Genomic DNA, 18874 nt, shown 5'->3' with positions numbered 1-18874 from the left:
GATATGTTAGGAAAACGTTATGTGGCGACGCTGCTGGCGGGCACAAGCCTGTTGGCCGGCGGCATCGTCGCGCCCTTGGCGCATGCGGAACAAGCCGAAGCCGACAAGGCAGTGCTGTATATCGGCTGGCGGGCCGAGGCCGAGTTCGGGGGCTTTTTCCAGGCCGTGGCCGACGGCACTTATAAAAAGCACGGGCTGGACGTCACCTTGCAGTTGGGCAGCCCTCAAAGCAACCCCACGCAAATGCTGCTGGCCGGACGCGCCGACTTCTCCACCGGCAGCAGCGGCACGGCCTTGAATGCCGTACGCGAGGGCGCGCCCCTGGTGACGGTGGCCGCCATTTTCCAGAAAGACCCCCGCATCCTCATCGCGCATCCGGGGCAGGGTATCGAGAAATTCGAAGACATCAAGAAGCACACGGTGCTGGTCGGCGCCCTGGGCAAAGCCACATTCTGGCCTTATCTGCGGGAGCGCTATGGGTTCGCGGACGAACAGACGCGCCCCTACACGTTTTCGCTGGCGCCTTTCCTGGCGGACAAGTCCCTGGTGCAACAGGGGTACGTCACCAATGAACCCTATGCCTTGAAACAGACCGGCGTGGACAATCCCGTCACCTTCCTGCTGGCCGACTATGGCTACAACCCCTATGCCGTCACGATCGCCACCACGCGCGATGCCATCGAGAAGAAGCCCGACTATGTCCAGCGTTTCGTGCAGGCGTCGGCGGAAGGGTGGCGCAACTACCTGTTCAAGGATCCGTCTTTGGGCAATGCGCTGATCCAGGAGAAAAACCCCGAGATGACCGATGAGGAGATCGCCTTCGCCATCGAAACCATACGCGAACGGGGCCTGGTCGCCGGAGGCGATGCGAGCCGGGACGGCATAGGCGCCATGTCCGACGAGCGCTGGAGGGACTTCTATGCGTCCATGGTCGATTCGGGCGTGCTGCCCGGCGGGCTCGAGGTCGAGAAGGCGTATACCTTGCAGTTCGTCAACAAAGGGCCCGAAGCAGAATGAGCGTTCCGACTTCCTCTCCCGTCGTCGCGCTGAGCAATGTAAGCAAAAGCTTTGCCAACGGTACGTTGGCAGTGCGCGACGTGACGCTGGCGCTCCAGCCAGGCAGCTTCACTAGCTTGTTGGGGCCCTCTGGCTGCGGCAAGAGCACCTTGCTGCGCTTGATGGCGGGCCTGTCCGAGCCCACGACCGGCTCGGTAACCCGCCCGCAAACAGTGGGCACCACCAGCTTCGTCTTCCAGGAACCGACCCTCATGCCGTGGGCCTCCGCGCTGGACAACGTGACCTTGCCGCTTGATCTGGCCGGCGCGCCCAAGGCCGAGGCCGCGGCCAAGGGACGCGAGCTGCTGGCCAGAGTCGGGCTCAAGGGCTTCGAGGGCTCCTACCCGCGCGAGCTTTCCGGCGGCATGAAGATGAGGGTCTCCATTGCGCGCGCGCTCGTCACCCAGCCGCAGGTGCTGCTGCTGGACGAGCCTTTTGCGGCCCTGGACGAGATCACCCGCTTCAAGCTCAACAACGACTTTCTGGAACTGTGGAAAGAACAGCGTTTCACGGCGATATTCGTCACACACTCCGTGTTCGAGTCCGTGTATATGTCCGAGCGTGTCCTGGTGCTCGCCGCGTGTCCCGGGCGGCTTGCGGCCGACCTGGCCATCCAGACCGAGCACGAAAGGGGAGAGCAGTTCAGAACGTCCGCCGACTACGCCCGGCTGTGCCGGCAAACTTCCGAGGCTCTTGAAAAGGCGATGAAGACATGAGTTCAGTCGATTCACAGAAATTGCTTCGCGTCCTGCTGCCGCTGGGCATGGGGATACTGGCCCTGGTGTTATGGCAGGCCGTTGCGCGCCTGGCGGGCTTTTCGCCCTATGTGCTGCCCGCGCCGACGGACGTGGCGCATACCTTGCATGAAGACTGGGGACTTCTTTCGGGGGCCCTGCTGGTCACCCTCAAGATCACGCTGACCGCCTACATCTGCGCCATTGTCGGAGGCGGCCTCATTGCTTTGCTGTTCAGCCTCTCCCGGTGGGTGGAGATCGCCTTCTTCCCCTACGCGGTCATCATGCAAGTGACGCCCATCGTGGCCATTGCGCCGCTGCTCATCATCTGGGTCGACAATCTGTACGTCGCCTTGCTGATCTGCGCCTGGCTAGTGGCCTTCTTTCCCATTTTGTCTAATACGGTGGTGGGGCTGAACAGCGCCGATCACAATCTGCGCGATCTGTTCAAGCTGTACGGCGCCACCAAGATGCAGACGCTGCGGCGCCTGCGCATCCCTTATGCCATGCCGTACTTCATGGCGGGTGCGAAGATCTCCGGCGGCTTGTCGCTGATCGGCGCGGTCGTCGCCGAGTTCGTGGCAGGTACCGGCGGGGTGGGGTCGGGCCTGGCCTACCGCATCCTGGAGGCGGGCTATCAATTGAAGACGGCCAGGATGTTTGCCGCGCTCTTGCTGATTTCGGTCACCGGCATCATTATCTTTCTGCTTACCACTTACGTTTCGCAGCGCATACTGAGCCGCTGGCACGAAAGCGCCCTGGAACGAGAATCATGAGGGAGGCGGCTGCGTATATCGACGCGAGCTATGGAAGCTATGTCCTGGCCAACGCCAGCGTGCCGGGTCCGCTTCTGGCGCAGCAGGCGGTACGGGGCGATGCCAAGGCCGAGATGGCGCGCGTCAACCTGGAAGTCGCCGACGGCTGCATAATCGGCATCCTGCCCGCGGGCCAATCCGGTGAACAGGCACGTCCATCCTTCGACCTCAAGGGTGCGCAAGTATGGCCGGTGTTCTCCGACCTGCACACGCATCTGGACAAGACCGGCACCATCCCGCGCATCTTTCCCGGCGGCTTCACCCTGGTCGAGGCCGTCATGGTGACGATGCGGGACAAAGCGCACTGGACGCGCGAAGAGTTATGGGCCCGGGCCGAGTTCGCCCTGACCTGCGCCTGGGTGCACGGCAGCGCAAACATGCGCACCCATGTCGACATTCTCGGTCCGCAGGCACAGGCCTCCTGGCCGGTGATGCAGGACATGCGCGAGCAGTGGAAGGGCAGGGTAACCCTGCAGACGGTCGCCATGGCGCCCATAGAGTTCTATCTTGAGCCGGCCGCGCGCGAGCTCATAGAGTGCGTGGCGGCCGATGGCGGCTTGCTGGGCGCAGTGACCAAGGTCGTGAGCGTGCAGGGAGAGCAGGCCGGGGCGCGCCTCAACGAGGCGCTTGCGGCCCTGTTTGGCTATGCCCAGGAGTTCGGCCTGGATGTGGACCTTCACGTGGACGAGTCCGGAGATCCGCAGGCCTGTTCCCTCGAGCAAGTGGCACGGCTGACGCAAGAGCACGACATGGGCGGGCGTGTCGTATGCGGGCACTGCTGCAGCCTGTCGGTGCAGACCGAAGAAAGGCAGGCGCAAACCTTGCAGCTGTGCAAAGAGGCGGGCCTGGCCATCGTCAGCCTGCCTCTTCTTAACACCTTCCTGCAGGACAGAAACCCCGAGTGCGCGCCGCAATGGAGGGGGCTGCCTCCATTGCAAAGAATCGCCGACATGGGGCTGCCCATAGCCCTGGCAAGCGACAACTGCCGCGACGCCTTCTACCCCTATGGTGACTACGATTTGCTCGAGGTGCTGCGCGAGACCGTGCGCGCGGGGCATCTGAACCGGCGCGCCTTCGAGTGGCTGGGAAGCGTCACGACCACGCCGGCCGGGTTGATGGGTGCTAATATTGGCCGACCCTTGAAGGCCGGGCAGGCGGCAGACTTCGTCGTCTTCAATGCCCGCAGCCTTGAAGAACTCTTTGCCCGGCCCCAGGCCGACCGCATCGTCGTGCGGCAGGGGCGCCGCATCAGCCAGCCGCTGCCGGCGTTTTCAGAGCTTGACAGCTTGTTCGACCTCGGTACTTCTTAATATGGCGACACGGAAACCCACGAAGACACGCAGCGCCGAGAGCCTGCCCTCGGGCCCGGCCCTGCCGGCCAATCTGCTCGCCCCCCGGGTCAATACACTCAGCAAGTTCCTCATCCGGAATGCGGTCAAGTTCGCCAAGGAAGAGTTTGCGCTGTCCCAGACCGAATGGCAGGTGGTGGCTTTGCTGGGGGTGCTTCAGCCCATCTCCATACGCGAGCTGGCTTATCAGGCTTTGCGGGACGCGGCGCAAATCAGCCGGGCCATCGCCAGCTTGGCCGAGCGCGGATATATCGAGCGCAAGCGCAGCGAAGCCGACAGCCGCGAAGCGCAGGTGTCGCTTTCCCAGGAGGGCGCGTCCGTGTACCGGCATCTGGCGCATGCCGCCATTGCGCGCAATGCGCTGCTGATCGAGGGCTATTCGCCCAGGCAGATCCAGCAGTTTGTATCGATGATGGACGTCTTCATCGAGCGGGCCCGGCAGGCCGTCGAAGAAGACGGCTTTTGAATCGCCGCATCCTCGCGCCCGAAAGGCCGCGGCGCCACGCCTCGTGTGCGGCAAGCATCGTTCAAGTCCGGCGATGCCCGCCTGTGTCGCGGGCCGTCATCGGAGCCCCGAGACTGTTGCGAGGTGGGGTTTTCACAACAGAAGGCCGCCCGCTGCGGCGGGAAGCGGTTCGCCGATGCCGATTTGGCCGGAGGAAAAGCCGTTAAGTGTTACACTGTGTAGATCATGAAAAGGGGTCCGCAATCCATGCACATTCCATTCGAGCGAACTACGACAACGGCTTGTTAGTCGTCGCCGCGTATCGATCACCAACAGACCCCAGCAGTGCATTTCCATAAAACGCGGCATAGGCCGCGTTTTTTGTATTAGGACGATTTATGCTTCAGATTACCCTGCCCGACGGTTCCAGCCGCGAGTTTCCCGGCCCGGTGTCCGTCCACGACGTAGCCAGCTCCATCGGAGCGGGGCTGGGACGCGCCGCGCTTGCGGGCCGCGTCACGCTGCCCGGCCAGGAGCCCAAGCTGGTCGATACCAGCTACGTCATCGGGCAGGATGCACAATTGGCCATCGTCACCGCCAAGGACTCCGACGGGCTCGATCTGATCCGGCATTCCACCGCCCACTTGCTGGCCTATGCGGTCAAAGAACTGTTTCCCGACGCGCAGGTCACCATCGGCCCGGTGATCGACAACGGCTTTTACTACGATTTTTCCTACAAGCGTCCGTTCACCCCGGAAGACCTGCAGGCCATCGAGAAGAAGATGGCTGAACTGGCCCGCAAGGACGAGGTCGTGACGCGCGAAGAATGGCTGCGCGACGACGCGGTCGAGTTCTTCAAGAGCATAGGCGAAGACTACAAGGCCGAGATCATCGCGTCGATTCCCTCCAACGAGCCCATCAGCCTGTATCGCGAGGGCGACTTCATCGACCTGTGCCGCGGGCCCCACGTGCCGTCCACCGGCAAGCTCAAGGTGTTCAAGCTGATGAAGGTGGCCGGCGCCTATTGGCGCGGCGACAGCAAGAACGAGATGCTGCAGCGCATCTACGGCACGGCCTGGGCCACCAAGGAAGAGCAGGCCGCCTACCTCACCATGCTCGAAGAGGCCGAGAAACGCGACCACCGCAAGCTCGGCCGCGAACTCGGCCTGTTCCATTTCCAGGACGAGGCGCCGGGCCTGATCTTCTGGCATCCCAAGGGCTGGACCCTCTGGCAGCAGGTAGAGCAATACATGCGGCGCGTGTATCTCGACAATGGCTATCAAGAAGTCAAGGCGCCGCAAATCCTCGACCTGTCGCTGTGGAAAAAAACCGGCCACTGGGACAACTATGCCGAGAACATGTTCACCACCGAGTCCGAGAACCGTACTTACGGGCTCAAGCCCATGAACTGTCCCGGCCACGTGCAGATCTTCAACGCCGGCCTGCACTCTTACCGCGAACTGCCCATACGCTATGGCGAATTCGGCCAGTGCCACCGCAACGAGCCGTCGGGTTCGCTGCACGGCATGATGCGCGTGCGGGGCTTCACCCAGGACGACGGCCACATCTTCTGTACCGAAGACCAGCTGCAGGACGAATGCGCCGCCTTCACCGCGCTGCTGCAAAAAGTCTATGCCGATTTCGCCTTCACCGAAATTCTTTACAAAGTGGCCACGCGCCCCGAAAAACGCATCGGCTCGGACGAAGTGTGGGACAAGGCCGAGCAAGCCCTCATCGAGAGTCTGAACCGCACGGGCTGCGAGTTCGAAATATCCGAAGGCGAGGGCGCTTTCTATGGCCCCAAGATCGAATACACCCTGAAGGACGCCATCGGCCGCCATTGGCAGTGCGGCACCATCCAGGTCGATTTTTCCATGCCGCAGCGCCTGGGCGCCGAGTATGTCGACGCCAGCGATCAGCGCAAGACACCCGTCATGCTGCATCGGGCCATCCTGGGCTCGTTCGAGCGTTTCATCGGGATCCTGATCGAAAACTATGCCGGTGCGCTGCCTCCCTGGCTCTCTCCCGAGCAGGTGGTGGTGTGCTGCATTTCCGAGCATTTTGCCGAGTATGCCGATGAAGTCGCCCGAAGCCTGAAAAAACAAGGGTTTAGGGCCAGCGCGGATTTGCGCGGTGAAAAGATCACCCGTAAAATCAGGGAACACAGCATGCAGAAAGTTCCCTACATTTTGGTAGTGGGTGAAAAAGAACGCGACACGGCCACTGTCGCGGTGCGGGTCCGCGGAGGAGGCGACCTGGGCAGCATGCCGTTGGCACAGTTTTCGCAGCGTCTTCAAGAAGACATCGCAACCCGGCGTGACGTCGGGGCGGCCTAGGGCCGCATTCTTACAACAACTTAGGAGTCGTAGATATCGCAACCGAAAAAGCACATCGCATCAATGGTGAAATCCGTATCCCCGAGGTGCGACTCATTGGCGTCGACGGCGAGCAGCTGGGTATAGTCAAGACCTCCGAGGCTCTCCGTCTCTCAGAAGAAAACGAAGTCGATCTGGTCGAGATTGCCCCCAACGCGTCGCCGCCCGTGTGCCGGCTCATGGACTATGGCAAGTTCAAGTACCAAGAGCAAAAGCGCCAGGCCGAAGCCCGTGCCAAGCAAAAAGTCATCCAGGTCAAAGAGGTCAAGTTCCGCCCTGGAACCGACGAAGGCGACTATCAGGTCAAGCTGCGCAATCTGCGCCGCTTCATCGAAGACGGCGACAAGGCCAAGGTCACGCTGCGTTTCCGCGGCCGCGAGATGGCTCACCAGGAGCTCGGCATGCGGGTGCTCGAACGTGTGCGCGACGATCTGGGCGAGCTCATCCAGGTCGAAGCCATGCCCAAGCTCGAAGGACGCCAGATGGTGATGGTGCTGGCGCCCCGCAAAAAGGCGGGCGGCAAGCAAAGCGACTCCGCCTCCTGATCCCCCACAGCGCCGCCCGGCCGGCCCCTTGGGCGGCCGGGCGCATGCAGAGCTTTCTATGCACGTATTGTTCGTTATCGACCCGCTGCCTTCCCTGAAGGCCTACAAAGACTCGTCCGTGGCAATGATGCGTGCCCTGGCTGCCAGAGGCCACGCACTCAGCGTCGCGCTGCAGGGCGACCTGTACATCGACGCCGGCGTGGTCAAGGCGCAGTGCCGGGCCATCCAGCTCGTCGAGGGAGCCGACCTCCACCAGCCGGGCTGGTGGCGCGACGGCGCCCAGGCGGACGTGCCGCTGAACGGCTTCGACGCCGTGCTGATGCGCAAAGACCCTCCATTCGACATGGAGTATCTCTATTCCACCCATCTGCTCGAATTCGCCGAGAAGCAGGGCGCGCGGGTCTTCAACACGGGCGCGGCCATACGCAACCATCCCGAGAAGCTGGCCATCACCGAGTTCGCCGAATTCACGTCGCCCACGCTCGTCAGCCGCGACATGGCGCGCCTGCGCGCCTTTCATGCCGAGCACCAGGACGTCATCGTCAAGCCGCTGGACGGCATGGGCGGCATGGGCATCTTCCGGCTTCAGAAGGCCGAAGCCAATCTGGGCGCCATCCTCGAGACGCTGACCGACAACGGCCAGCGCACGATCATGGCCCAACGCTATATCCCGGAAATCGTGGCCGGCGACAAGCGCATCCTCATCATCGGCGGAGAGCCCGTGCCCTATGCGTTGGCGCGCATTCCGCTGGCCGGAGAAACCCGCGGCAACCTGGCTGCGGGCGGCCGGGGCGTGGCACAGCCGCTGTCTGCGCGCGACGAGGAAATCGCCCGCTCGCTCGGCCCGAAGCTGGCCGGACGGGGCCTGTTGCTGGTGGGGCTGGACGTCATCGGCGACTACCTGACCGAAGTCAATGTCACGAGCCCCACTTGTTTCGTTGAAATCACCGAACAGACCGATTTCGACGTTGCCCAGGCTTTTGCCGTGGCGCTCGAACGGGCGGTGGGTGGCTGAAATGGTTCGGCTGGCCCTCGTCATGCACGCGCCGCTCGGAAGCGCCTTTGCCGATTGCGCCGCCCATATCCTGGGCCGCCAGCCCGACATCCTGGTGTTCGACGTGCATGCCGACGAGCCGCCGGACGACTCGGCCCAAAGGCTGGAAGGCCTGCTGGCCCCGCACCGCGAAGAAGGCGCCCTGATCCTGTGCGACATCTACGGCGCAACGCCTTTCAATATCGCGAGCCGGGCCGTGCGCGCCCTGACCGCCCGCGGCATGAACGTGGCGCTGGTCACCGGCACCAATCTTTGCATGGTGCTCAAGGCGCTTACCGACAACCAGGACAATCCCGAGGAACTCAGCGAGAAAGTCCGCCAGGGTGCCCTGAGAGGCATCGTGCGGGCCGACTGTATTCCCTGAGTCCTGGCTTGCTTTCGTTCAACGCCAGTCCATCATACGAACACTTCAAGTAGAACAAACATGCCGGCAGTCGATATCGTCATCAGCAATAAATTGGGGCTGCACGCGCGCGCGGCGGCGAAACTCACCCAACTGGCCTCCAGCTTCGCCAATTGCGAGATCTTCATCGCGCGCAAGGACAAGCGGGTCAACGCCAAGAGCATCATGGGCGTCATGATGCTGGCGGCCGGGCTGGGCGTGACGGTAACCGTCGATGCGGAGGGGCCCGATGCGGACCGGGCCCTGGCCGAGATACAGGCCTTGTTCGCCAACAAGTTCGGCGAGCACGAATAGCCGCCCTCCAGGATCGCCTCATGACCGCTGCCGAATATGCGCCCGCTGCCCTGAACGCCACCCTCTGCATGCGCGGGCAGGGCGTGGTCAAGGGCTACGCGATCGGGCGGGCGGCGGTGATGGGAGCGGCCGCACTCGAGGTGGCCCACTACCGCATACAGCCGGACGACGTGCCGGGCGAATGCCGGCGCCTGATCGAGGCCCTGGGCGCGGCGCGCGACGACCTGCAGAACATGGTGCGCAATCTGCCGGCCGACGCGCCCCGCGAGATGGCGGCGCTTCTGACCGTGCACAGCCTCTTGCTGGACGACCCGATGCTGGCCCAGCAGACCTGCGATCTCATCGCCGAGCGGCAGTACAACGCCGAGTGGGCGCTGACCACGCAGGGCCAGCTCCTGGCCGAGCAGTTCGCCGCGATGGAAGACGAATACCTGCGCGAGCGCGCCGCGGACATCCGCCAGGTCATCGAGCGCGTCCTGCGCGTGCTGTCGGGCAGCACGGCGCTCCTGCCGCAGCTCGACGCCGGCCAGGACGGCGAACCCCTGATCGTGGTGGCGCGCGACATTTCCCCGGCCGACATGCTGCGCCTGCGAGGCGCTCGCTTCGGCGCCTTTCTGACCGATCTGGGCGGCCCTACCTCGCACACGGCCATCGTTGCCCGCAGCATGAACGTTCCGGCCGTGGTGGGCATCGGCAATATACGCGCCCTGGTGCGCGACGGCGACGTGCTGGTCGTCGACGGCATGACCGGCGCCGTCATCGTGAACCCGCCCGACTTCGTGCTGCACGAATACATACGCCGGCAAAGCGCCTATGCCGATGCGCGCGCCGAGCTGACCCTGCTGCGCGATGCCGAGGCGCTGACGCTGGACGGCGTGGCGGTCAAGCTCGAGGCCAACATCGAGCTGCCCGAAGAGGCGGAGGAAGCCATGCGGGCGGGCGCCGACGGCATCGGCCTGTTCCGCAGCGAGTTTCTTTTCATGGGACGCAGCACGCTGCCGACCGAAGAAGAGCAATACCAGGCGTACGCCTCGGTGGTGCGCACCATGCAGGGCAGGCCGGTCACCATACGCACGCTGGACATCGGCGCCGACAAGACGCTGGACGGCGAGATCGCCGTGGCCACCAACCCGGCGCTGGGCCTGCGCGCCATACGGTATTGCCTGGCCAATCCGGAGATATTCGCGGCCCAGCTGCGCGCGCTGCTCAGGGCGGCCGTCCATGGGCCGGTGCGCATACTCATACCGATGATCTCCCACATGCACGAGGTGCGTGCGGTCAAGCAGGCCATCATCGCGGCGGGGCGCGAACTCGACGCCCGCCATGTGCCCCATGACAAGAACGTGGCGCTGGGCGCGATGGTGGAGATCCCGGCGATCGCCATCGCCATCGAGCCTTTCGTCGAGGCGCTGGATTTCCTCTCCATCGGCACCAACGATCTCATTCAATACACCCTGGCCATCGACCGGGGGGACAGCGACGTGGCCGACTTGTACGACCCCATGCATCCGGCGGTGCTGCGCCTGATCGCCCACACCATCAACGCCGCCGACCGCGGCGGCAAGCCGGTGGCGGTGTGCGGGGAGATGGCGGGCGACTCCAGCATGACGCGCATGCTGCTGGGACTGGGCCTGAAAGAGTTCTCGATGCACCCGCAGCAGTTGCTCGACGTGAAGAAAGAGATCCGCCTGGCCCATTCCAACGCCCTGCGGGTCAAGGTGGCGTCGGCGCTGAACCGCGCCGAGCGCATCGATCTGGCGTCGCTCGAGGGCTGATAGTTCTGTGTTCTTGAGCGCCGCTGGGGGTGGGCGAATCTGGGCTGGGCGTTGGAGGGCGCTGCCTCGGACCGCCCGACCGCCCGGCCTAAAACAGTTGCGCCTTCGGCAGCGCTCAAGAACCCAAACACGAACCGACAAGAAACCAAGGCCTACGTTAAGAACTCAAACACGATCCGTCCTCAAAAACCAAACCCCAAAAGCCGGACGCCAATCCGGCCTTTGGGGCGTATTACCTTATAACGACAGCATCAACGCTGATAAGCCGTCTCCCCGTGTTCGTGAACGTCCAGCCCCTGGCGTTCCGCGTCAATGTTGACGCGCAGGCCGCAAAGCTTGTCCGCGATCAGATAGGCCAGCCACGACACGATTCCGCACCATACGACGGTGATCAGGATGCCTTCCAGCTGTATCCACAGCTGATGAGGCACCTCGCTCATCGAGGCCAGGCCGGGGCCGCCCAGCGCCTGGGCGTTGAACAGACCCGTCAGCATTGCGCCCACGATGCCGCCCACCCCGTGGATGCCGAACACGTCCAGCGCGTCGTCCGCGCGCAGCAGGCGCTTGAGGCCGTTGACGCCCCACACGCAGGCCGCGCCGGTGACCACGCCGATGATCAGCGCGCCGCCCGGTCCCACCAGGCCCGCAGCGGGCGTGATGCCCACCAGGCCGGCCACGGCGCCGGACACCCCGCCCAGCAAAGAGGGCTTGCCCTTGTCCAGCCACTCCACGACGGTCCAGGCCAGTACCGCGGCGGCGGTCGCCAGCAGCGTGTTGAAGAAGGCGAGGGCGGCGGTTTCGTTCGCGCCCAGGGCCGAACCGGCATTGAAGCCGAACCAGCCCATCCACAGCAATGAAGCGCCGACCATGGTCAGGGGCAGGTTGTGCGGCGGCATGGCTTCCTGCCCGTAGCCGAGGCGCTTGCCGACATAGTAGGCGCCGACCAGGCCGGCGACGCCGGCATTGATGTGGACCACGGTGCCGCCGGCGAAGTCCAGAGCCCCGCGCTCGAACAGCCAGCCCCCGGGGGCCCACACCATGTGGGCGATGGGCAGGTAGGCGAAGGTGAGCCAAAGCGCCGTGAACAGCAGCACCGCGCCGAAGCGAGCGCGCTCGGCAAAGCCGCCCACGATGAGGGCGCAGGTGATGCCGGCGAACGTGGCCTGGAAAGCGGCGAAAGCCAGTTCCGGGATGCTGCCCGCCAGCTCGAAATTCATGGTGCTCAGGTCGGCCATGCCGCTGAACAGCACGCGCGAGAAGCCGCCGATCAGCGCGCCGCCTTCGGTAAAGGCCAGTGAATAGCCGTAGACGAACCACAGGATGATCGCCAGGCAGAACACGCTCAGCACTTGAGCCAGCACCGACAGCACATTCTTGGCGCGCACCAGGCCGCCATAGAACAGAGCCAGGCCGGGCACGACCATCAAAAGCACCAGAGCGGTGGAAACGCTCACCCAAACAAAATCCGCTTTATCCATGTTGTGAACTCCTATAGCGCCGCGTCGTCGTATTCGCCGGTGCGGATGCGCACGGCCTGTTCAAGAGGGGTGATGAAGATCTTGCCGTCGCCGATCTTGCCCGTGTGGGCCGCCGCGCACAGCGTTTCGATCGCCTGTTCGAGCATGGCTTCGGAGACGGCCATGTCGATGCGCAGCTTGGGCAGAAAATCGACGGTGTATTCCGCGCCCCGGTACAGTTCGGTGTGGCCCTTTTGCCTGCCGAAGCCCTTGACTTCGCTTACGGTCATGCCCTGGATGCCGATCGCGCCCAGGGCTTCGCGCACTTCGTCGAGCTTGAACGGCTTGATGATCGCGGTGATGAGTTTCATGTGAGGTGGTCCTTTTCAAAGGGTGGCTCTTGGCTGAACGCAACATCCATGCCAGTTTTTTCAGCCGAGGCAGGCCTGCGTCGAACCCGGTGCAAATACTGGATGTCGCGGTCGCGGGGCGCGCGGGCAGCCGCCCGGGACATGGTCCAGGGTTTCCGGCCGCATGGCGGCTGTAGGACCCCAGACATCATGAATGTCGCGTCCGGGCGTTTCCGCTGCCCCGTTGTGGTGCGTCGAGGACCATGGCGGTGCAATTTGCGTGATTGTCGCGAAGGGGCCCAAGCGGTGTAACAAGAGGTGGATGGCGTGCGGGTTTTGTGTCCTGATGTATGCCGACGAAAGGACCGGCGGCGGCCGCGGATGCTGTGTCGGCGCGGTTCGAGGCGCAAATGAGAGGCTGTTTCGCCAGCGACCGCTGTAATCACGATTTACACTAGCTTTAGGTGGTTTCCCGAATCGGTGGATAGACTTGTAACCAAGCCAGTTGTTACAAGCTCGCTACTGAACCGCTAGTCGCACCGGGATCAGTGTCAATCAAAACCGCGACTCTGGACAAAGTGAGGAAATCCATGAAGAAAACCCGTACCTACGTTGCTGTTCTGGCCATGGCCGCTTCCGTCAGCTTGCTGGCTGCATGCTCGAACGAGGACGACAACGCACCGCCGGCCGATACCGGCACCCCGCCGGCCGCCGCGCCCGCCGATCCGATGACGCCTGATGCGCAACCGGATACCGGCACCCCGGCCACGCCGGCTCCCGCCACTCCCGCCCCCAGCAACTCGATGAACGACACCGGTTCTACCGACGGCGCCGATAATTCGTTGAGCTCCGCGGGCACTACCCTTGCCGCCAAGGGCAGCGAACTGAAGGCCGACGCCGCGGATGCGGCCGAACGCGCCCGCCAGGCCGTTGCGGACGGCGCCGCCAAGGCCGATGCCGCCATCCAGGACAAGGTTGGCAACGGATCGTCCAACTAAGCCGTTCAGGCGCATGAAGAAACAGGCGGGCCGCCTTCAGCGGCCCGCCTGTTTTTATTCTGGGCCGTCCGAATTTAATTAAACTAGGGGTAGTTTCGAATCCGATTATTTTTCCTGGAGCGCATCATGGCCAACCGCAGCGATTTTTTTGAAGAATTCCAAAAAAACATCTCCGAGCTGATCGCAAAAAGCCCCGCGGCCGACATCGAGCGCAACGTCAAGGCGATGATGGCGCAGACTTTCTCGCGGCTGGACCTGATCACGCGCGAAGAGTTCGATACCCAGTCCGAGCTGCTGGAACGGGCCCTGGCCCGGATCGCGGTGCTGGAAGCAAAGGTGCAGGCCCTGGAGACTTCGGCCAGCCTCGGTGCGCCGCCGCAGGAATAGGGCGCAGGCCAGCCCGCAGCGCCCGCCTGCGACACCGGCCGGTGCGGCTGCCCCTTTAGCGTCAACAGCCCTAGAGCACGGGCGCGGGCGCCCAGTCCCTTCGCTTTACATAGTCGTGCAGAAAGCGCGCAAAGGCTTGTGCCGCCGGCGACAACGCCCGATGGCCGGGCTTGAAGATGGATATCTTGCGTGTAATGACCGGATCGACCAGCCGGCTGCCGTGCACCTGGAAGGCCGGCAGCGAGGGATGATTGTTCATGGGCAGCACGCTGACGCCGATTCCCGCGCCGACCAGGCTGAGCACGGTGGTGGCGAATGAAACCTCGTTGACGATATTGAGCCGCAGGCCGGCTCTTTGCACCGCGTTGTCGATGAGCTTGCGGATCGGGCTTTTGGACGCCAGGGCGATGAAGGGCAGCCCCTGCAGTTCAGACCAGGCGATGCGCCGGCGCTGTGCCAAGGGATGGTTCTGATCGAACAAGGCAATGAAGCGGTCGTCGAACAAATGCTCTTCGTCCAGGCCATGCTCCAGCTCGTTCGACGTGCCGATGCCGAAATCCACGCTGCCCGACAATACCATGCGCATGATGTCTTCCTCGGCCACGTCATGCAGGACGAACTGCATATTGGGATGCAGTTCCTTGAACTCTTTGAACGCCCTGGCCAGCAGGCCCGACGAAATGACGGTAGACGCCACCACGCGCACGCGGCCGGCCCTCAGCGAGGCCAGGTCGTGCAGGTCTGCCACGGCGCTGTCCAGGCTTCGCAAGGTCTTGTCGGCCTCTTGATGAAAGCGCATGCCCGCTTCGGTCAATTGGACCATGCGCGTATGGCGGTCGAACAGCCGCAGGCCCACGGCGGCTTCCAGCTCTTTGATCAAGGTGCTGAGCGCTGATTGCGTGATGTGCATATGCTGGGCCGCCTGAGTGAACTGGCCGGTCTGCGCCACCAGGATGAAGGCGCGCAATTGGCGCAGGGTCAGATCCATATTGCCTCCTAGATTTATCGTAATTTTCTATAAGTCTATCGAAATTAACAATTTGTGTGATGAGTTGGCTTCCTATTTAATAAAAAAACGGATCGCGAGCGGGACGCATGTGCTTTGCAGGAGCATGGCTTGGCGGCGGCGCGATCAGCAAGAGCAATGAGAACGGAGGACGCAGCAGTGAAAATCGAATCCGAAGCGCGCGACTACAGCCGCCATCCCTTGTACCTGACCATGCACCGGTTCTGGCATCCGGTGGCTTATTCGTCGGAGGTGGCCGACAAGCCCATGCAGGTCACCCTGCTGGACCAGCATATTGTGCTGGCGCGCATCGAGGGCCGCGTGGTGGCGCTGGCCGACCGCTGCGCCCATCGAGGCGCGGCCCTGTCGGTCGGCATGATCGTCGACGGGCAATTCGAATGTCCCTATCATGGCTGGCGCTACGACGCGGCCGGCCACTGTACGCGGATTCCCGCCCGCAACGAAATGGTGGCGGTGATGAAGCCGCGCATCCCCGCCTTCCATGTGTGCGAGTCCGCGGGCATCGTATGGGTCTGTCTGGACCCCGAGCCGAAATTCCCGGTGCCCGATTTTCCCGAGTTCGACGATCCCGCCTACCGCCTGCAGCAGGGGCCGGCCTACGACTGGGAAACCAGCGCGCCGCGGCGGCTCGAGAACTTCGTTGACTTCTCGCATTTCGCCTTTGTGCACGATGGCAGCATCGGCAGCCGCTCCAGACCCGAAGTGGACACGGTCGAGCCGTGGCGCGAGGGGCATGTCCTTCGTTTCGAGCGCCCTCCGATCAAAGAGCCCAGCGTGGGCCAGAAGCGTAAGATGCTGGGCATCGAAGGCGACGACTGGATCGCCGTGGCCAATTCCTATCGCGTCACCATGCCGCACACCGTGCACCTGCGTCGCAGTTTCGAGAACGGCAAGCATTATGTGCTGATGATGGCCGCCTCGCCCATTTCCGCCGTCAAGACGCGAAGCTTCTGGTGGATCGCCCGCGATTTCGCCACCGAGCCCGAGAACGACGACTTCCTGCTCGATTTCGAGCGCGTCGTGCTCGAACAGGACAAGCCCGTCATCGAGTCCCAGCAGCCAAAGCTGGCACCCATGGTGGGCGAGGAAGTCCGGCTGGAGCTGCCGGTGGGCGGCGCCGATGCCGTGACGCTGGCCTACCGGCGCTGGTATATGGAGCTGATCAAAGAAACCCAGAGCGGCGCCGTCGCGGCGACCGTGGCTTGAGGAAGAGGAAGACATGCACATGCAAAGGAAGGACCGGCGCGTCAAGCTGGGCTGTGCCGGGCGGGGCGTGCAGAATTCCAGCCCGTCCAATCCTGTTTCACTGCAGGAGCTGCCGGTCGACACCCAGTTTCGCATGGTCGTTGAGTCGGGCGTGTTCGACTTCTTCGATCGGCTGCCCCTGAGCGACAAGGTGGACGACTACATACGGGCGGTCGAGAAATACGACTTCCCGGTATGGGGCTCGGCCTGGACCTACCGCATCGGCGAGGAACCGCTCAAGGTGCTCAAGGGCCATCTCGTCAATTGCGCCGCCACCGGCGTGCGCTATCACAACATGATGGTGCTGACCCACCATGCCGACGGCCATGTGGTCAGCGACGAGGAAGTGGTCGATCTGTATCTGCGCGCCTATGAGCTGGGCCAGCGGTACCGGGTCGAGATCGGCTTCGAAGTGCACATCCTGATGTGGTCGGAAGATTTCCGGCGCGTCTCGGCGGTTGCCGAGAAAGTGCGTGGCCGGGGGGTGCGCTTCAATTTCGTCATGGACTACAGCCACTGCATATTCAAGATCGGCAATCCCGAAGAACAGGACATTTCCGGCATACGCGAAGATGTGGCGGCCGGCAAAGTGGTGCTCGACCCGTTCGAAGAAGGCAATCTGGCGGACGAGTGGCTGTCCATGAACATGGTCTGGTGGCAGCAGAACCGGCCCGCCGTGCCGAACGGACCCAAGAACATATGGGCCAAAGGAGACGACGGCAAGCCGGGACGAGGCGTGCAGTATCCTTTCGTTCGGCCTCGAAAAGGCGAATGGTATGACGAATGGCACGCCTATCTGCTCGAGCCCACGAAGGAAGTGGTGCGAAAGACCTTGCGCCATCACTTCGAGCATGACGACAGCCCGCTCGAGCTGATGACCGTCGACTACATCAACCTGCCGGACTATGGCCTGGGAGTTTGCTACGACACGTTCGAAAGCAGCGTCGCCGTGGGCCGATTCATTCGCCGGACATACGACGAGCTCGAACGCGAATATGCGGCGCGCGAATCGGCCCTGGCACAGGAAGGAGCTTGACCGCCGACGCATAGCAAACACCAAAAAAACACCACTACCCGAGACAAGACGCGACGAGCTCCGCCATGAAGAGCGGGCCGGCGCAACAAGGAGGATCATTATGGAAGCAATTGCCAGTGGGACCCGGGCCGGCATGGCCGAGCAAGCGGGGCAGCAGCCCAAGGTGGCGCCGGTGGATGAGGTGCTGCCGGCCAACAGGCTTTTCTTTTTCGGCTTGCAGCACGTGCTGGTGATGTATGCCGGCGCCATCGCGGTACCCATATTGATAGGAGGCGCGGCAGGGCTTTCCACCGAGGAGATCGGGCTGTTGATCAGCGCCGATCTTTTTGTCTGTGGCATCGCTTCCTTCATCCAGTCCGTCGGAATATGGAAGTTCGGCATCCGCCTGCCGCTCATGATGGGCTGCACCTTCGCCGCCGTGCCGCCGATGATGGCGATGGTGTCCAGTCCCGACATAGGCTTGCGCGGCATGTTCGGCGCGATCATTGCCGCGGGCGTCATTACCATGCTCCTGGCTCCGCTGGTGGGCCGCATGACCAAGCTTTTCCCGCCGGTGGTCACGGGCACGGTCATTACGGTCACGGGGCTCAATCTCATTCCGGTCGGCGTGGGCTGGGTGGCGGGCCGCGGGCCCAACGCGGGTGACCCCGTCAACCTGGGCATCACGTTTTTGGTGTTGTTCGCCATCATTGCCATCAACAAGTATGCACGCGGCTTCCTGCGCAACATCGCCGTGCTGCTGGGCATCGTCATAGGGTTCATCGTGACGGCGCTGCTGGGCAGGGTCGATTTCTCGCGAGTGGGCCAGGCGCATTGGTTCGAATTCATCGCGCCCTTTCATTTCGGCGCCCCGGAGTTCCATATCGCACCCATCGTCGCCTTGTCCATCGTCATGATCGTGGTCATGGTCGAAACCACGGGCATGATGCTGGCGGTGGCCGAAATGGTCGGCAAGAAGGTGACGTCTCGGGACGTGACGCGCGGCTTGAGGGTCGACGGCCTGGGCACTTTCATCGGCGGCGTCTTCAATACCTTTCCCTATGTCACGTACTCGCAGAACGTCGGCCTGGTAGGTGTCACCGGCGTCAAGAGCCGCTGGGTCTGCGCCACGGCCGGCGTCATCATGATCGTGCTGGCGCTGTTTCCCAAGCTGTCCCTCATGTTCGCCCTGATTCCGCAGGCCGTGCTGGGCGGCGCGGGCATCGTCATGTTCGGCATGGTGGCCGCCACCGGCATCAAGATGCTGGCCGGCGTTGACTACAAGCGGGACGAGAGCCGCCACAATCTGTTCATCGTCGCCGTCAGCGTGGTCGTGGGCATGATCCCCATGGTCAACGACAAGGTGTTCAGCGCCTTGCCCCAGTGGATGTCGGCGTTCACGCACAGCGGCATCGTCCTTGCCGCGGTCACGGCCCTGCTGCTCAACCTCTTCCTCAACGGCTACCAGGGCTCGCTGGCGGAAGACACCATCGCCAAGAAGGTGGGAGGCTGATTCAGCGCCGGTCGGTTTTGTGCGGGACAGGTGCAAG

Annotated in this window: 19 protein-coding genes; 16 read left to right on the top strand and 3 right to left on the bottom strand. The window is 63.2% G+C overall.

All coding sequences use genetic code 11. The features are described 5' to 3' along the window. Positions 1-3 precede the first annotated feature (3 nt). The 11 genes from CSC67_RS18845 to ptsP all read left to right on the top strand — a co-directional run bounded on the left by CSC67_RS18845 (position 4) and on the right by ptsP (position 10845). Complete coding sequence (locus tag CSC67_RS18845) at positions 4-1017, top strand: ABC transporter substrate-binding protein (RefSeq protein WP_167752963.1); 1014 nt, start codon at positions 4-6, stop codon at positions 1015-1017. Beyond that, complete coding sequence (locus CSC67_RS18840; RefSeq protein ID WP_118996001.1) at positions 1014-1772, top strand: ABC transporter ATP-binding protein; 759 nt, start codon at positions 1014-1016, stop codon at positions 1770-1772. The genes CSC67_RS18845 and CSC67_RS18840 overlap by 4 nt, the downstream gene beginning before the upstream one ends. Then, positions 1769-2566 (top strand): ABC transporter permease, encoded by a 798-nt coding sequence (locus tag CSC67_RS18835; protein ID WP_118996000.1) that lies wholly within the window; start codon positions 1769-1771, stop codon positions 2564-2566. Before CSC67_RS18840 ends, CSC67_RS18835 begins: the two co-directional genes overlap by 4 nt. Beyond that, complete coding sequence (locus CSC67_RS18830) at positions 2563-3915, top strand: cytosine deaminase (RefSeq protein ID WP_118995999.1); 1353 nt, start codon at positions 2563-2565, stop codon at positions 3913-3915. Before CSC67_RS18835 ends, CSC67_RS18830 begins: the two co-directional genes overlap by 4 nt. Position 3916: 1 nt before the next feature. After that, entirely contained in the window at positions 3917-4420 is a 504-nt protein-coding gene (locus tag CSC67_RS18825) for a MarR family winged helix-turn-helix transcriptional regulator (RefSeq protein WP_167752962.1), read from the top strand. A gap of 377 nt (positions 4421-4797) precedes the next feature. Further along, positions 4798-6735 (top strand): threonine--tRNA ligase, encoded by a 1938-nt coding sequence (thrS, locus tag CSC67_RS18820; protein WP_118995997.1) that lies wholly within the window; start codon positions 4798-4800, stop codon positions 6733-6735. 35 nt (positions 6736-6770) lie between these two features. Next, positions 6771-7319 carry a translation initiation factor IF-3 gene (gene infC / locus CSC67_RS18815; protein ID WP_118995996.1) on the top strand — a complete coding sequence of 183 codons (549 nt, stop codon included), beginning with the start codon at positions 6771-6773 and terminating at the stop codon, positions 7317-7319. Between the two features lie 58 nt (positions 7320-7377). Further along, on the top strand, positions 7378-8334 hold the full coding sequence (gene gshB, locus CSC67_RS18810; RefSeq protein ID WP_118995995.1) for a glutathione synthase: 957 nt from the start codon (positions 7378-7380) through the stop codon (positions 8332-8334). Position 8335: 1 nt separating this feature from the next. Continuing rightward, positions 8336-8737, top strand: a complete 402-nt coding sequence (locus CSC67_RS18805; RefSeq protein WP_118995994.1) for a PTS sugar transporter subunit IIA — start codon at positions 8336-8338, stop codon at positions 8735-8737. Positions 8738-8797: 60 nt separating this feature from the next. After that, complete coding sequence (locus CSC67_RS18800; protein ID WP_118995993.1) at positions 8798-9070, top strand: HPr family phosphocarrier protein; 273 nt, start codon at positions 8798-8800, stop codon at positions 9068-9070. A gap of 20 nt (positions 9071-9090) precedes the next feature. Then, positions 9091-10845 carry a phosphoenolpyruvate--protein phosphotransferase gene (gene ptsP / locus CSC67_RS18795; RefSeq protein ID WP_118995992.1) on the top strand — a complete coding sequence of 585 codons (1755 nt, stop codon included), beginning with the start codon at positions 9091-9093 and terminating at the stop codon, positions 10843-10845. 251 nt (positions 10846-11096) lie between these two features. Here the strand turns inward: ptsP and CSC67_RS18790 are convergent, their stop codons facing one another. Further along, complete coding sequence (locus CSC67_RS18790; RefSeq protein ID WP_118995991.1) at positions 11097-12323, bottom strand: ammonium transporter; 1227 nt, start codon at positions 12321-12323, stop codon at positions 11097-11099. A gap of 11 nt (positions 12324-12334) precedes the next feature. After that, on the bottom strand, positions 12335-12673 hold the full coding sequence (locus CSC67_RS18785; protein ID WP_118995990.1) for a P-II family nitrogen regulator: 339 nt from the start codon (positions 12671-12673) through the stop codon (positions 12335-12337). Positions 12674-13242: 569 nt separating this feature from the next. Here CSC67_RS18785 and CSC67_RS18780 point away from each other — a divergent pair. Next, positions 13243-13650, top strand: a complete 408-nt coding sequence (locus CSC67_RS18780; RefSeq protein WP_118995989.1) for a hypothetical protein — start codon at positions 13243-13245, stop codon at positions 13648-13650. A gap of 126 nt (positions 13651-13776) precedes the next feature. After that, complete coding sequence (locus CSC67_RS18775; RefSeq protein ID WP_118995988.1) at positions 13777-14037, top strand: accessory factor UbiK family protein; 261 nt, start codon at positions 13777-13779, stop codon at positions 14035-14037. Positions 14038-14107: 70 nt separating this feature from the next. Here CSC67_RS18775 and CSC67_RS18770 read toward each other — a convergent pair whose 3' ends face one another. Beyond that, positions 14108-15025 carry a LysR family transcriptional regulator gene (locus CSC67_RS18770; protein WP_118995987.1) on the bottom strand — a complete coding sequence of 306 codons (918 nt, stop codon included), beginning with the start codon at positions 15023-15025 and terminating at the stop codon, positions 14108-14110. 177 nt (positions 15026-15202) lie between these two features. On the opposite strand from CSC67_RS18770, the gene CSC67_RS18765 reads away from it, so the two are divergent. From CSC67_RS18765 to CSC67_RS18755, 3 genes are all read left to right on the top strand, one after another. Then, positions 15203-16270, top strand: coding sequence for an aromatic ring-hydroxylating dioxygenase subunit alpha (locus CSC67_RS18765; RefSeq protein ID WP_245220292.1), 1068 nt, complete (start codon positions 15203-15205; stop codon positions 16268-16270). A gap of 19 nt (positions 16271-16289) precedes the next feature. Further along, positions 16290-17345 carry an apurinic/apyrimidinic endonuclease family protein gene (locus CSC67_RS18760; RefSeq protein ID WP_245220291.1) on the top strand — a complete coding sequence of 352 codons (1056 nt, stop codon included), beginning with the start codon at positions 16290-16292 and terminating at the stop codon, positions 17343-17345. A gap of 100 nt (positions 17346-17445) precedes the next feature. Beyond that, a complete protein-coding gene (locus CSC67_RS18755; RefSeq protein ID WP_209304352.1) occupies positions 17446-18837 on the top strand; it encodes a nucleobase:cation symporter-2 family protein in 1392 nt (463 codons plus the stop codon). Positions 18838-18874: the final 37 nt, after the last annotated feature.

It is taken from the genome of Pusillimonas caeni (assembly GCF_003545815.1).
In the GTDB taxonomy this organism is placed as follows: domain Bacteria; phylum Pseudomonadota; class Gammaproteobacteria; order Burkholderiales; family Burkholderiaceae_B; genus Pusillimonas; species Pusillimonas caeni.
This window is presented reverse-complemented; position numbering and strand designations above follow the sequence as displayed.